Below are 13,278 nucleotides of genomic sequence, written 5' to 3' on the forward strand. Positions count from 1 at the left end.
ATCCCCCGAAATGAGAGCGTCATGACCGACATCGCGGCCGCGCCGGACACCAGGGCCGCCGACCGGTACGAGAACCGCCTTCTCGTCATCCTCTTCCTGTCCTTCGGCTTCGTCTTCTTCGACCGGCAGGCGCTGTCGTTCCTGGCGCCCTACATGGACCAGGACTTCGGCCTGTCCAACGCCGAGCTGGGCACGCTGTCCGGCGTGCTCGCGCTCACCTGGGCGCTGGCCGGGATGTTCGCCGGCCGCCTGTCCGACGCGCTCGGCAGGCGCAAGCCCATCCTGGTCGTGGCCGTGGTGCTGTTCTCGCTGTTCTCGGCCTCGTCCGGGCTGATGGGCGGGTTCGCCGGGCTGCTGGCCGCCCGCGCGCTGATGGGCACGGCCGAGGGCGCCGTGCTGCCGATGGCGCAGTCGCTCATGGTCGAGGCCAGCCGGGAACGCCGCAGGGGCTTCAACATGGGCCTGTTGCAGGGCTCGTCGGCCGGGCTGCTCGGCGGCATCCTCGCGCCGCTGGTCGTGGTGTGGATCGCCGAGACCTACGACTGGCGGGTCGCCTTCTACGTCACGATCGTGCCGGGCCTGGTGATGGCGCTGCTGATCGCCAAGTTCGTCCGCGAGCGGTCGCCGCGGGCGGCGGCCGAGGCGCCCGCCAAGGAGCCGCGGGTGCCGCTGGGCGAGGTGCTGAAGCTGCGCAACATCGTCGTCTGCATGCTCATCGCCTGCTGTTACCTGACCTGGTTCGTCACCATCATCACCTTCACGCCGACGTACCTGACGCAGGTGAAGGGCTTCGGGCCGGGCACGATGAGCGGCGTCATGACGTGCCTGGGCGTGGCCTGGGTGCTCTGGGGCTTCGCCACCCCGGCCATCTCCGACCGGCTGGGACGCAAGCCCGCGCTGATCGGCTTCACCGCGCTCGCGGTGTTCTGCCCGCTGGCCGTGGTCTACGTCGAGAGCCCCGTGCTGCTCGGCGCGATCATGATCGTCACCTACACCGGGCTCGGCTGCTTCACGCTGTTCATGGCCACCATCCCGGCCGAGACCGTGCCGCGCGGCGCGCTGGCCACCGCGCTCGGCGTGATCATGGGCGTGGGCGAGCTGGCGGGCGGCTTCCTGGGCCCGATGGTCGCCGGTTGGGCGTCCGACCAGTGGGGGTTGCAGGCCGCGATGTTCATCGCCGCCGGCGGCGCGCTGGTCGTGGTGGGGCTCGCCTTCGCCCTGAAGGAGACGGCCCCCGCCGTGCTGCGCAGGGCGGCCGCGTGAGGGCCGCGGTCTGGCACGGGGCCAAGGACGTGCGGGTCGAGGACGTCCCCGTGCGCGAGCCCGGCCCCGGCGAGGCGGCGATCGCGGTGGCGTACTGCGGGATCTGCGGCAGCGACCTGCACGAGTACGCCGACGGCCCGCACGCGATCCCCGTGGGCGAGCCGCATCCGGAGTCCGGCGTGCGCGCGCCGATCGTCCTCGGCCACGAGTTCTGCGGCACGGTCACCGGCCTCGGCGCGGGCGTGACCGGCCTGGCCGTGGGCGACCGGGTCGCGGTGGAGCCGCACTACCGGTGCGGGAACTGCCCGCGCTGCCTGGCGGGGGAGTACAACATCTGCCGCCATTTCGGGTTCGCCGGGCTGATGGGGCACGGCGGGCTCGCCGAACGGGCGACGGTGCCCGCGTACATGCTGCACCGGCTGCCCGGGTCGGTGCCGCTGGAGCAGGCGGCGGTGTTCGAGCCCGCGGCCGTGGCCCTGCACGCGGTGCGGCGGGCCGGGATCCGCGCCGGCGACACCGTCGCGGTCCTCGGGCTCGGCCCGATCGGGCTGCTCGCGGCCCGCTTCGCGGCGCGGGCCGGCGCGGGCCGCGTGGTGGCCGCCGACCGCTCGCCCGCCCGCCTGGAGCTGGCCCGCCGCCTCGGCGTCGAGACGGCGACGGGCGACGGGCTGGCCGAGACGGTCGGCGGGGAGGGCGCGGACGTCGTCTTCGAGGCCGTCGGCTCGGAGGGCACGCTGCGCGCCTGCCTGGCCGCCACCAGACGCGGCGGCCGGGTGGTGTTCCTCGGGCTGACCGGCACGGTCTCCCTCGACGCCTTCGCCCTGGTCAACAACGAGCAGACGATCGTGACCAGCGTCGGCTACCGCGACGCCTACCCCGAGCTGATCCGCATGGTCGCCGAGGAGGGCGTGGACCTGGCCGCGATCGTCACCGCGACCATCCCGCTGGAGCACGTGGTCCGCGACGGGTTCGAGGCGCTGCTGCGCGGCGAGGACCAGGTCAAGGTGCTGGTACGACCCGCTCAGGACGAGGGGCGGCTCCGGTGACCGACGGACTCGCCCCAGGGCTGTTCGCCGGGCGGCACGCGTTCGTGACCGGCGGCACGTCCGGCATCGGCGCGGCGACCGCCGTGCTCCTCGCCGAGCTGGGCGCCGCCGTGACCGCGCTCGGCCTGCCGCCCGCCGACCCCGCCGAGCTGCCCGCGCACCCGCTGGTCCGGGTGGTGGAGCACGACGTGCTCGACCGGGGCGGCCTGGCCCGCCTGCTGTCGGCCGGCGACCCGCTCGACGCGCTGGTCAACTGCGCGGGCGTCAGCCACGACCGCGAGGAGTACGACCTGGCCCGCTGGCAGCGCGTCATCGAGGTCAACCTGACCGCCACCATGGTCGCCTGCCAGGCCGCCCGCCCGGCGCTGGCCGAGCACGGCGGCGCGATCGTGAACGTCTCCTCCATGTTCGCCTTCTCCGGCAGCAGGGACCGGCCCGCCTACAGCGCCAGCAAGGGCGGCGTCTCCCAGCTCACGAAGTCGCTGGCGGCCGAGTACGCCGCCGACGGCATCAGGGTCAACGCCGTCGCCCCCGGCTTCGTGGTCACCCCGCTGGCCCGGGGCGTGCTCGACGACCCGCCGGCCCTGGCCCAGGTGCTGGCCCGCATCCCCGGCGGGCGGCTGGGCAGGCCGCGCGAGGTCGCCTCGGTGGTGGCGTTCCTGTGCTCGCCGGCCGCGTCGTACGTCACCGGGGCGGTCGTCCCCGTGGACGGAGGCTATCTGGCTGTGTGACATCTCACCTAAGCTGTGTGTCCCCTGACCGGCACGAACGCGAGGAGGGTCGCCTTGTCCGCCGTCTCCGTGATCTCCCAGGCCACGACCGAGCACGTCGAACCCGCCGAGCGCATCCATTTCTGGGAGGACTACAACCGCAGGGCGCTGGTGGGCCTGTCGTGCACGTCGTACTCCGAGCACGGCCTGCTGGCCAGGCAGACCAACATCGAGCTGGCCGGGCTGCGGCTGGCCGAGATCGCCGGGAACGCCCACGCGATCGAGCGCAGCCCGCAGACCGTCAGGTCCACACCGAAGGACTCGGTGTTCGCGACCCTGCTGCTCAAGGGCGAGGCGGTGTTCCTGCACGAGAACGGCTGCCTGGCCGCCACGGCGGGCGAGCTGGTCGTCTACGACACGCGCCGGCCGTACCTGTTCGGGTTCTCCTCCTCGATGCGGCAGATCCTGGTGGACGTCCCGCGCGAGCTGTTCGCGCAGGCGTGCGTGGCGGGCGGGCTGCCGGGGCCGATGGTGTTCGGCAGGGCGACGGCGCGGGAGGGCGTGCTCGTGGCCGCGCTGCGCTCGATGATCGGCGGCCTGGCCGCCCTGCGCTCCGCGCCCGACCCGGCCGAGGCCGAGCGGGCCGTGCTCGACCTGCTCAGGCAGCTCGCCGAGGAGCGCACGGGCGGGCGTCCCGGGCCGGACGCCTACCGGTCGCAGCTCATCGTCGCCGAGGACTACATCGACCGGCACCTGCACGACCCCTGCCTGGGGGCGGCGCAGGTGGCCGGGGTCATGGGCATCTCCGTGCGGCACCTGGCGCGCATCTTCGAGTCCACCGGCCGCACGCCCGCCCGGCACATCGTGGAGCGGCGGCTGGTCCGGGCGCACGCCGAGCTGACCGGGCCGCGCGCGCTGGAGACCACGATCGCGGACGTGGCCCACCGGTGGGGCTTCTCCAGCCAGGCCCACTTCGCCCGCCTCTTCCGCGCCCGGTACGGCCTGACCCCGAGCGAGGCCCGCGCCGAGGCCACCCGGTAGCCGGAAGGCCCGCCAGGGCGCCGGTCGGCAGCCGGGAGGCCCGTCAGGGGAGCCGGCCGGTGTGCGCGAGGTCGGCCTCCATGCGCGCGGCCGTCCGCCTGAGCTCGGGCAGCACGTCGCGCAGCAGGTGGTCGCGGCTGGCCCGGCCGGCGTGCGTGGCCACGTTGACCGCCGCCACCACGCGTCCGTCCGGCCCGCGCACGGGGACGGCGATCGACCGCACGCCCTCCTCCAGCTCCTGGTCCACCAGCGCGTAGCCGTCGGCGGCGGCCTGCCGCACGGCCGCGGCCAGCTCGTCCGGCGAGGTGATCGTGTGCCGGGACAGCGGCTTCGGCTCGATGGCGGCCACCCGCGCGGCGGGCTGCCCGGCCAGCAGCACCCGGCCCATGGACGTGGCGTACGCCGGAAAGCGGGTGCCGACCGTGATGTCCACGCTCATGATGCTGACCGTGGGCACCCGGGCCACGTAGAGCACGTCGTCGCCGGACAGCACCGCGACCGACGCCGACTCGCGGACGCGCGCCACCAGGTCGGCCAGGTGCGGCTGGACCACCTCGCCGAACGTACGCCCCGACAGGTGGGCGTAGCCGAGTTCGAGCACCTTGGGCAGCAGCACGTGGCGGTCGCCCACGGCGGCGGCGTAGCCGAGGCCCTCCAGGCTCTGCACCGCGCGCCGGACGGTGGCCCGGGGCAGGCCGGTCACCCTGGCGGACTCGGCCAGCGTGCAGCCGCCGCGCGCCGACCCGAGCGAGACCAGCACGGCCAGGCCGCGGGCGAGCGACTGCAGATAGCCCATGCCCAGCTCCTCCTTGACGGCCCGCGAACCGTCCAGCCCGGCGGGCGCGCGGCGCGGCTCCCGAGGGCGGGCGGCCTGGGCCGCCAGGACGGCCTCCATGTCCGCCACCGTCGCGCGCAGGCGGGGCAGGGCGTGCTCGCGCAACCCCGCCACCGTGTGCCTGCTGGTGTGGCTGACCACGCTGACCGCGCAGACCGCCGTGCCGCCGGGGTCGCGGACGGGCAGCGCGACCGCGATCAGCCCCGGCTCGATGAGCTGGTCGTCCTCGGCCCACGGCGCGGCGGGGTCGAGCAGGGCCAGCCCGGCCGCGCACCGCCCGGCGGGCAGCAGGTCGCCCACCCGGAAGGCCACCGACATCGTCCGCCGCCGGGTGAACTGGCCGACGAAGCGCACGCCGTCGCCGTCGGGCACGGCCAGCGAGACCGACTCCTCCAGCTCGGCGGCCAGCCGCTCGGCCAGGGGCGACAGGCTCTCCTGGAGGCCGTCGCAGGCCAGGTAGGCCGCGCCCAGCTCCATCAGCGGCGGCGCGAGCAGCACGTCGCGGCCCTGCGCCCGCAGGTGGCCGAGGTGCACGAGCGTGGCCAGCACGCGGTCGACCGTGGACCTGGCCAGCCCGGTGGCGCGGACGAGGTCGGTCGCGCGCATGGGCCGCCCGGGGTCGGCGGCCAGCACGCGCAGCACGGCCAGGCCGCGCTCCAGGGTCCCGGCCGGTTCCATCGGCGACTCCTCGTCCAGGTGGGGGCTTTGACAGGAACGCCCCAGTTACAGATACTCGAACTCATAATAGTGAACTAAAGTTCGCAGAGCGAACACCCTCGGGCGGGCACTCGGCGGACATCCTCGGCTGAACGGAGCGTCGTGCGGAGAGACAAGGTGGTCGCGACGGCCGCGGAGGCGCTGGCCGGCGTGCGGGACGGCGCTTCGTTCGCGGTCGGCGGCTTCGGGCTCAGCGGCATCCCCAACGTGCTGATCCAGGCCCTCTACGACACCGGCGTGACCGGCATCGGCGTCGTGTCCAACAACTGCGGCGTCGACGGCGGCGGCCTCGGCATCCTGCTGGCCGCCGGGCGCATCGCCCGCGTGACCGCCTCCTACATCGGCGACAACAAGGAGTTCGCCCGGCAGTACCTCGGCGGTGACCTGGAGGTCGAGCTGACCCCGCAGGGCAGCCTGGCCGAGCGGCTGCGGGCCGGCGGCAGCGGCATCCCCGCCTTCTACACCCCGGCCGGGGTCGGCACCCCCGTCGCCGACGGCGGCCTGCCGCTGCGCCACCACCCCGACGGCACGGTCGCCGTCGCCTCGCCGCCCAAGGAGGTGCGCGAGTTCGACGGCCGGGAGTACGTCCTGGAGCACGGCATCCGCACCGACTTCGCGCTGGTCCGGGCGGCCAGGGGCGACCGGTCCGGCAACCTGGTCTTCCACCGCGCCGCCAGGAACTTCAACCCGCTGGCCGCCATGGCGGGGCGCGTCACCGTCGCCGAGGTCGAGGAGCTGGCCGAGCACATCGACCCCGACGAGGTCCACCTGCCCGGCGTGTTCGTGCAACGCGTGCTCCCGCTCACCCCTGAGCAGGCCGCCGACAAGGGCATCGAGAAAAGGACGGTCACCGAATGAGCTGGACCCGTGACCAGATGGTCGCGCGGGCGGCGGCCGAGCTGCGCGACGGCGACTACGTCAACCTCGGCATCGGCCTGCCCACCCGCATCCCGTCGTTCCTGCCGCCGGGCGTCGACGTGGTCCTCCACTCCGAGAACGGCATCCTCGGCGTCGGCCCCTACCCCGCGCCCGCCGACGTCGACCCCGACCTGATCAACGCGGGCAAGGAGACGGTCACCGTGCTCCCCGGCGCGTCGTTCTTCGACTCCTCGCTGTCGTTCGGCATGATCCGAGGGGGTCACATCGACGTGGCCGTGCTCGGCGCGATGCAGGTCTCGGCCCGCGGCGACCTGGCCAACTGGATGGTCCCCGGCAAGCTGGTCAAGGGCATGGGCGGGGCCATGGACCTGGTGCACGGCGCGCGCAAGGTCATCGTGATCATGGAGCACAACGCCAAGGACGGCTCACCCAAGATCGTCGAGGAGTGCTCGCTGCCGCTGACGGGCCGGCGATGCGTGCACCGGATCATCACCGACCTCGGCGTCCTCGACGTCACCGAGCAGGGGCTGGCCCTGGTCGAGAGCGCGCCGGGCGTGGGCCTGGACGAGCTGCGCAACCGTACCGACGCGGAGGTCACCGCATGAAGGACGTCTACATCGTCGACGCCGTCCGCACGCCGTTCGGCCGCCACGGCGGCGCGCTGGCCAAGGTGCGCCCCGACGACCTGGCCGCGCACGTCGTCGCGGCGCTGGTCGAGCGGACCGGCCAGGAGAGCGCCGACGAGGTGGTCCTGGGCAACGCCAACGGCGCGGGCGAGGAGAACCGCAACGTCGCCCGCATGGCCGCGCTGCTGGCCGGGCTGCCGGTCACCACGCCCGGCGCCACCGTCAACCGGCTGTGCGGCTCCGGCATGGAGGCGATCATCCAGGCATACCGGGCGATCGCGGTCGGCGACGCCTCGGCGGTGATCGCGGGCGGCGTGGAGTCGATGACCCGCGCGCCCTGGGTGCTGCCCAAGCCCGACCGCGCCTTCCCGGCGGGCGGCGGGGAGCTGGTCTCCACGACGCTCGGCTGGCGGCTGGTCAACCCGAGGATGCCCGCCGAGCACACGGTCGCGCTCGGCGAGGGCGCCGAGCTGATCGCCGACAAGCACGGCATCACCCGCGAGGAGCAGGACGCGTACGCGCTGGGCAGCCACCGGAAGGCGGCCAAGGCGGCCCTCGACCGCGAGATCGTCCCGATCGCCGGCCTGACCAGGGACGAGGGCATCCGCGACGACACCTCGGCCGAGGCGCTGGCCCGGCTCAAGCCGGTGTTCAGGAGGGACGGCGGCACGGTCACGGCCGGCAACTCCTCCCCGCTGAACGACGGCGCGGCGGCGCTGCTGCTGACCGACGAGGAGGGGCTGCGCGGCCGCGAGCCGCTGGCCCGCCTCACCGCGAGCGCCGTCAGCGCGCTGGAGCCGCGCTACTTCGGGCTCGGCCCGGTCGAGGCCGTGCGCAAGGCGCTGGCCAAGGCGGGCAAGGGCTTCGGCGACCTGTCGACCGTCGAGCTGAACGAGGCGTTCGCCGCGCAGGTGCTGGGCTGCCTGGCCGAGCTGCCCGAGCTCGACCCCGCCCTGGTCAACCCCGACGGCGGCGCGATCGCGATCGGCCACCCGCTCGGCGCCTCCGGGGCCCGCGTCACCGGCGCCGTGGCCCACCGGCTGGCCGCGGCCGGCTCGGGCGTCGGGCTCGCCTCCCTCTGCATCGGCGTCGGCCAGGGGCTGGCCGTCGTACTCGAAAGGTAGCGTCCATGTCCGAACCCCTCACGCAGGCCGACATCGACCGCGAGATCGCCGCGCTGAGCGAGTCCCGCGGCGAGCGGCCCGCCGACCACCCCGCGCGCGACTACGCCCCCTACCGCAGCACCCTGCTGCGCCACCCCAAGCAGCCGCTGGTCGCGCTGAAGGACCCGGAGGCGAGCGAGCTGTCCGGCCCGGTGTTCGGCGTCACGGACGTGACCGCCCTCGACTCCGACCTGACCCGGCAGCACCTCGGCGAGCCGCTGGGCGAGCGGATCACCGTGACCGGCCGGGTGCTCGACCGCCAGGGCCGGCCCGTACGCGGTCAGCTCGTGGAGATCTGGCAGGCCAACTCCGCCGGTCGTTACCTGCACCAGCGCGACGACCACCCCGCGCCGCTCGACCCCAACTTCTCCGGCGTCGGCCGCTGCCTGACCGACGACGACGGCCGCTACCACTTCACCACGATCAAGCCCGGCCCCTACCCCTGGCGCAACCACCTCAACGCCTGGCGGCCCGCGCACATCCACTTCTCGCTGTTCGGCACGGCCTTCGCCCAGCGGCTGGTGACCCAGATGTACTTCCCCGGCGACCCGCTGTTCCCCTACGACCCGATCCTGCAGTCGGTCACCGACGACGGCGCCCGGCAGCGGCTGGTCTCCACCTACGCGCACGACCTGTCCAAGCCCGAGTGGTCGCTCGGCTACCGGTGGGACATCGTGCTCGACGGGCCCGCCGCGACCTGGATGGAGGAAGGCCGATGAACCCCACCCCCTCGCAGACGGTCGGCCCGTTCTACGGCTACGCGCTGCCCTTCCCCGGCGGCGGCGACCTGGCCACCGGCGGCATCACCGTGCACGGCCGCGTCTACGACGGCGCCGGCGACCCGATCCCCGACGCGCTGCTGGAGTTCTGGCAGGCCGACCCCACGGGCGACCTGTCGGGCGCGCCCGGCTCGCTGCGCCGCGACCCGGTCAACGGCGCGGTCATCGGCCGGCACGGCGTCGACTTCACCGGGTTCGGCCGCGTCCCCACCGACGCCGACGGTCACTGGACCCTGCGCACGGTCGAGCCGGGCAACGGGTACATCAGCGTGTGCGTGTTCGCCCGCGGCCTGCTCCACCACCTGTTCACCCGCATCTACCTGCGGCCCGACGCCTTCCTCGACTCGCTGCCGCCCGACCGGGCGCGCACGCTGGTCGCGGTCGAGGAGCGGGAGGGCGTCCACCGCTTCGACATCCATCTTCAGGGCGAGAAGGAGACGGTCTTCCTTGACTTCGGCTGACCCCGGCGGCGGGAACCCGGGCGCGTCCTCCGTGGGCGCCCTGGGCGACTTCGGGCTGCTCGCGCCCATGCGCGGCGGGGCCGAGGCGACCGGCGACGCGGCGGTCCTGCAGGCCATGCTCGACGCGGAGGCCGCGCTCACCCGGGTGCTGGCCGCGCTCGGGCGCGCGCCGCGGGAGGCGGCCGACGCCGTGACCGCCGCGGCCCGCGCCGAGCTGTTCGACCCGGCCGGCCTGGCCGCGCGGGCCCGTTCGGGCGGCAATCCGGTCATCCCGCTGGTGGAGGACCTGCGCGCGGCCGCCGGGCCGTACGCGGAGCACGTGCACGCGGGCGCGACCAGCCAGGACATCCTCGACACCGCGCTCATGCTGGTCGCCCACCGGGCGCTCGGGCCGGTCCTGGACGACCTCGACCGGGTGGCCGCCGGGCTGGCCACGCTGGCGTGGGACCATCGCGACACCGTCATGGCCGCCCGCACGCTCACCCAGCAGGCCGTGCCCACCACGTTCGGGCTCAAGGCGGCGGGCTGGCGGAGGCTGGCCCTCGACGCCCGCGACCGCCTCCGAGTCGTCCGCGAAGCGCTTCCCGCCCAGCTCGGCGGCCCCGCCGGCACCCTCGACCGGTTCGCCGCCCCTGACCTGGACGAGGGAGGCGCAGGGGCGCTGGAGGTGGCCGGCCGGTTCGCCGCCGAGCTGGGGCTGGCCGCGCCCACGCTGCCCTGGCACGTGCTGCGCACCCCGGTCGCCGACCTGGCCGGGGCGCTGGCGTTCACCGCGGGCGCGCTGGGCAAGCCGGCCGCCGACGTGCTGGTGATGTCGCGGACCGAGATCGGCGAGGTGTCCGAGGGCGTCGGCGGCGGCTCGTCGTCGATGCCGCACAAGCACAACCCCGTGCGGGCCACGATGATCGCCGCGGCGGCCCGCCAGGTGCCCGCGCTGGCCGCCGTCCTGTACGCCTCGCTCGCCGCCGAGGACGAGCGCCCGCCCGGCGCCTGGCACGCCGAATGGCAGCCGCTGCGTGAGGCGCTGCGCCTGGTCGCCGGCGCCGCCCGCGACGCCGCGGAACTGGTCGCCGGCCTGCGGGTCGATCCCGGGCGCATGCGCGCCGCCCTGACCGTCGCCGGACCGCCCGGCGCCGCCGCCGCCCTGGTCAAGCGGGCGCTGGAGGAGAAGTGACGTTGTTGCAGCACCGGGTGGACGGCCCGGAACACGCGGAGCCGATCGTCCTCGGCCCGTCGGTCGGCACCTCGACCCGGGTGTGGGAGCCGCAGGTCGCCGCGCTGGCCCGCAGGTTCCGCGTGGTCCGCTTCGACCTGCCCGGACACGGCGGCTCCCCGTCGTCCGGCGTGTCCACGATCGACGGCCTGGCCGGGCTCGTCCTGGACCTGGCCGACGACCTGGGCCTGGACGCCTTCCACTACGCCGGCATCTCCATCGGCGGCGCGATCGGCGCCACCCTGGCCCTGCGCCACCCCGGACGCCTGCTGTCCCTGGCGATGATCTGCTCCTCGGCCCGCTTCGGCGAGCCGGACGGCTGGCGCGAGCGGGCCGCGCTGGTCCGGGAGCGGGGCACCGCGCCGCTGCTGGAGCCCACGGCCAAGCGCTGGTTCGCCGGGCCGGGCGACCCGGCGCTGCTCGACGACCTCGCCGCCGCCGACCCGGCCGGCTACGCCGCCTGCTGCGACGCCCTGGCCGGCTACGACCTGCGCGCCGAGCTGCCCGGCATCGCCGTCCCGACGCTGGTCCTGGGCGGCCGCGACGACCCGGCCACGCCGCCCGCGCACGCCAGGGAGCTGGCCGACGGCATCCCCGGCGCGACGCTCGTGGAGGTGCCGGGAGCGGCCCACCTGGCCGGCGTCGACCAGCCCGAACGGGTCACCGCCGCGCTGCTCGCCCACCTGCCCGCCGCCCCCGGCATGCGGGTGCGCCGGGAAGTGCTCGGGGACGCCCACGTCGATCGGGCCGTCGCCCGCACCACCGCCTTCACCAGGGACTTCCAGGACCTCATCACGCGCTACGCCTGGGGGGAGATCTGGACCAGGCCCGGCCTCGACCGGCGCACCAGGAGCTGCGTCACCCTCACCGCGCTGGTCGCGCACGGGCACCTCGACGAGCTGGCCATGCACGTCCGCGCCGCCGTGCGCAACGGGCTGACGGCCGACGAGATCGGCGAGGTGCTGCTGCAGAGCGCGATCTACTGCGGGGTGCCGGCCGCCAACGCGGCGTTCGCCGTCGCCCAGCGCGTCCTTACCGAGATATCAGGGGAGCCCGCATGACCATCACCCGTGACCTGCTGATCGGCGGCAAGAACGTCCCCGCCCTGAGCGGCCGTACGACGCCCGACCTGGCCCCCTACACCGGCGAGGTGTACGCGACGGTGGCCGCCGCGGGCGTCGAGGACGTCACCTCGGCCGTGGACGCGGCGCAGGCCGCCTTCGACGGCTGGGCCGCCACCAGCCCGTTCGCCCGCCGGGCGATCTTCCTCAAGGCCGCCGACCTGCTCCAGGAGCGCGGCGAGCAGGCCGTGGCGCTGATGGCCGCCGAGGTCGGCGGCACCCGTCCGTGGGCGCTGTTCAACGTCGGGCTGGCCGCGAACATGCTGCGCGAGGCCGCCGCCGCGATCACCGCGCCGCGCGGCGAGGTGCTCGCCGCGCAGGAGGAGGGCGTGCTCGGCCTGGCCGTGCGCGAGCCGCTCGGCGTGGTCGCCGCCTTCTCGCCGTGGAACGCGCCGATCATCCTCGGCGTGCGCTCGGTGGCCGCCGCCCTGGCCGCGGGCAACACCGTCGTCATGAAGCCCAGCGAGGACGCCCCCATCGCGTGCGGCCTGTTCGTCGCCGACCTGCTGCACGAGGCCGGGCTGCCCGCGGGCGTGCTCAACGTGGTCACCAACGACCCGGCCGACGCCGCCGTGGTCGCCGAGGCGCTCATCGCCGACCCCCGCGTCCGCGCGGTCAACTTCACCGGCTCCACCGAGGTCGGCCGGATCATCGGCACCCACGCCGCCCGCCACCTCAAGCCCGCCCTGCTGGAACTGGGCGGCAAGAACGCCATCATCGTCCTGGAGGACGCCGACCTCGACCACGCGGTCGACGCCGCCGCGTTCGGCGTCTACATGAACGCGGGCCAGATCTGCATGTCGGGCGACCGCGTGCTGGTGCACGAGTCGCTGGCCGAGGAGTTCGGCCGCCGGTTCGCCGACAAGGTGCGCGCGCTGCCCGCCGGCGACCCGTCCCGGCCGGAGACCGTGATCGGGCCGCTGGTCAGCGCGGACGCCGCCCGCCGGGTGGCCGGGCTGGTCGCCGACGCGGTCGCCGAGGGTGCGACGGTGCTGGCCGGCGGCGGCGAGCCCGAGGGCGCGGTGCACCCGGCCACGGTGCTGGCCGATGTGCCGAAGCACGCCCGCCTGTACTACGGCGAGGCGTTCGGCCCGGTGTGCGTGCTCGGCACCTTCGCCACCGACGACGAGGCCGTGGCCCTGGCCAACGACACCGAGCACGGCCTGACCGCCGGGATCATCACCGAGAACGGCACCCACGGCCTGCGCGTGGCCCGCCGCCTGCGGACCGGCATCGTGCACGTCAACGACCAGTCCGTGGGCGACGAGCCGCAGGCGCCGTTCGGCGGGGCCGGCTCCTCCGGCTACGGCCGGTTCGGCGGCCGGTGGGGCCTGGAGGCGTTCAGCAACACCCGCTGGATCACCCTGGCGACCGAACAGGCCCACTACCCGTTCTGACCACCCGGCCCACCCCTGGAAGGGGCG

General features: G+C 75.0%; 13 protein-coding genes. 12 read left to right on the top strand and 1 reads right to left on the bottom strand.

Features of this window, described 5'->3' with window-relative positions; genetic code table 11:
- The first annotated feature begins 21 nt into the window (after window positions 1-21).
- The 4 genes from ACFYUV_RS28350 to ACFYUV_RS28365 are packed head-to-tail and all read left to right on the top strand — an operon-like array spanning window position 22 to window position 4,060.
- Entirely contained in the window at window positions 22-1,263 is a 1,242-nt protein-coding gene (locus ACFYUV_RS28350; protein WP_358292510.1) for an MFS transporter, read from the top strand.
- Window positions 1,260-2,309: a 2,3-butanediol dehydrogenase gene (locus tag ACFYUV_RS28355; RefSeq protein ID WP_387672990.1), complete on the top strand. Its 1,050-nt coding sequence runs from the start codon at window positions 1,260-1,262 to the stop codon at window positions 2,307-2,309. Before ACFYUV_RS28350 ends, ACFYUV_RS28355 begins: the two co-directional genes overlap by 4 nt.
- Window positions 2,306-3,040: an SDR family NAD(P)-dependent oxidoreductase gene (locus ACFYUV_RS28360; RefSeq protein ID WP_364336828.1), complete on the top strand. Its 735-nt coding sequence runs from the start codon at window positions 2,306-2,308 to the stop codon at window positions 3,038-3,040. Before ACFYUV_RS28355 ends, ACFYUV_RS28360 begins: the two co-directional genes overlap by 4 nt.
- 54 nt (window positions 3,041-3,094) lie before the next feature.
- Entirely contained in the window at window positions 3,095-4,060 is a 966-nt protein-coding gene (locus ACFYUV_RS28365; RefSeq protein WP_387672993.1) for a helix-turn-helix domain-containing protein, read from the top strand.
- A 43-nt stretch (window positions 4,061-4,103) separates the two neighbouring features.
- Here the strand turns inward: ACFYUV_RS28365 and ACFYUV_RS28370 are convergent, their stop codons facing one another.
- Window positions 4,104-5,573, bottom strand: coding sequence for an IclR family transcriptional regulator C-terminal domain-containing protein (locus tag ACFYUV_RS28370; protein ID WP_387672996.1), 1,470 nt, complete (start codon window positions 5,571-5,573; stop codon window positions 4,104-4,106).
- A gap of 141 nt (window positions 5,574-5,714) precedes the next feature.
- On the opposite strand from ACFYUV_RS28370, the gene ACFYUV_RS28375 reads away from it, so the two are divergent.
- Genes ACFYUV_RS28375 through ACFYUV_RS28410 form a run of 8 tightly spaced genes read left to right on the top strand, consistent with a single transcriptional unit; the run spans window position 5,715 to window position 13,251 of the window.
- Window positions 5,715-6,470 (top strand): CoA transferase subunit A, encoded by a 756-nt coding sequence (locus ACFYUV_RS28375; RefSeq protein WP_387672999.1) that lies wholly within the window; start codon window positions 5,715-5,717, stop codon window positions 6,468-6,470.
- Window positions 6,467-7,096 (top strand): CoA transferase subunit B, encoded by a 630-nt coding sequence (locus ACFYUV_RS28380; RefSeq protein ID WP_352328076.1) that lies wholly within the window; start codon window positions 6,467-6,469, stop codon window positions 7,094-7,096. Before ACFYUV_RS28375 ends, ACFYUV_RS28380 begins: the two co-directional genes overlap by 4 nt.
- Window positions 7,093-8,241, top strand: coding sequence for a thiolase family protein (locus tag ACFYUV_RS28385; RefSeq protein ID WP_387673002.1), 1,149 nt, complete (start codon window positions 7,093-7,095; stop codon window positions 8,239-8,241). Before ACFYUV_RS28380 ends, ACFYUV_RS28385 begins: the two co-directional genes overlap by 4 nt.
- Window positions 8,242-8,246: 5 nt before the next feature.
- The gene (gene pcaH / locus ACFYUV_RS28390) at window positions 8,247-8,999 is read left to right on the top strand and encodes a protocatechuate 3,4-dioxygenase subunit beta (protein ID WP_352328074.1); all 753 of its coding nucleotides are present in this window, start codon (window positions 8,247-8,249) and stop codon (window positions 8,997-8,999) included.
- The gene (pcaG, locus tag ACFYUV_RS28395; RefSeq protein ID WP_358292527.1) at window positions 8,996-9,520 is read left to right on the top strand and encodes a protocatechuate 3,4-dioxygenase subunit alpha; all 525 of its coding nucleotides are present in this window, start codon (window positions 8,996-8,998) and stop codon (window positions 9,518-9,520) included. The genes pcaH and pcaG overlap by 4 nt, the downstream gene beginning before the upstream one ends.
- Window positions 9,507-10,694 (top strand): 3-carboxy-cis,cis-muconate cycloisomerase, encoded by a 1,188-nt coding sequence (pcaB, locus tag ACFYUV_RS28400; protein WP_387673006.1) that lies wholly within the window; start codon window positions 9,507-9,509, stop codon window positions 10,692-10,694. Before pcaG ends, pcaB begins: the two co-directional genes overlap by 14 nt.
- A 2-nt stretch (window positions 10,695-10,696) precedes the next feature.
- The gene (gene pcaC / locus ACFYUV_RS28405) at window positions 10,697-11,794 is read left to right on the top strand and encodes a 4-carboxymuconolactone decarboxylase (protein ID WP_387673244.1); all 1,098 of its coding nucleotides are present in this window, start codon (window positions 10,697-10,699) and stop codon (window positions 11,792-11,794) included.
- The gene (locus ACFYUV_RS28410; RefSeq protein WP_387673009.1) at window positions 11,791-13,251 is read left to right on the top strand and encodes an aldehyde dehydrogenase family protein; all 1,461 of its coding nucleotides are present in this window, start codon (window positions 11,791-11,793) and stop codon (window positions 13,249-13,251) included. The genes pcaC and ACFYUV_RS28410 overlap by 4 nt, the downstream gene beginning before the upstream one ends.
- Window positions 13,252-13,278 lie beyond the last annotated feature (27 nt).

Source organism: Nonomuraea sp. NPDC003560, from assembly GCF_042878785.1.
Classification (GTDB): domain Bacteria; phylum Actinomycetota; class Actinomycetes; order Streptosporangiales; family Streptosporangiaceae; genus Nonomuraea.

Coding starts and splice junctions, on each gene's coding strand:
- ACFYUV_RS28350 (WP_358292510.1), top strand. CDS start 22: ATGACCGACATCGCGGCCGCGCCGGACACCAGGGCCGCCGACCGGTAC.
- ACFYUV_RS28370 (WP_387672996.1), bottom strand. CDS start 5,573: ATGGAACCGGCCGGGACCCTGGAGCGCGGCCTGGCCGTGCTGCGCGTG.
- ACFYUV_RS28380 (WP_352328076.1), top strand. CDS start 6,467: ATGAGCTGGACCCGTGACCAGATGGTCGCGCGGGCGGCGGCCGAGCTG.
- pcaG (WP_358292527.1), top strand. CDS start 8,996: ATGAACCCCACCCCCTCGCAGACGGTCGGCCCGTTCTACGGCTACGCG.
- ACFYUV_RS28410 (WP_387673009.1), top strand. CDS start 11,791: ATGACCATCACCCGTGACCTGCTGATCGGCGGCAAGAACGTCCCCGCC.
- ACFYUV_RS28385 (WP_387673002.1), top strand. CDS start 7,093: ATGAAGGACGTCTACATCGTCGACGCCGTCCGCACGCCGTTCGGCCGC.
- pcaH (WP_352328074.1), top strand. CDS start 8,247: ATGTCCGAACCCCTCACGCAGGCCGACATCGACCGCGAGATCGCCGCG.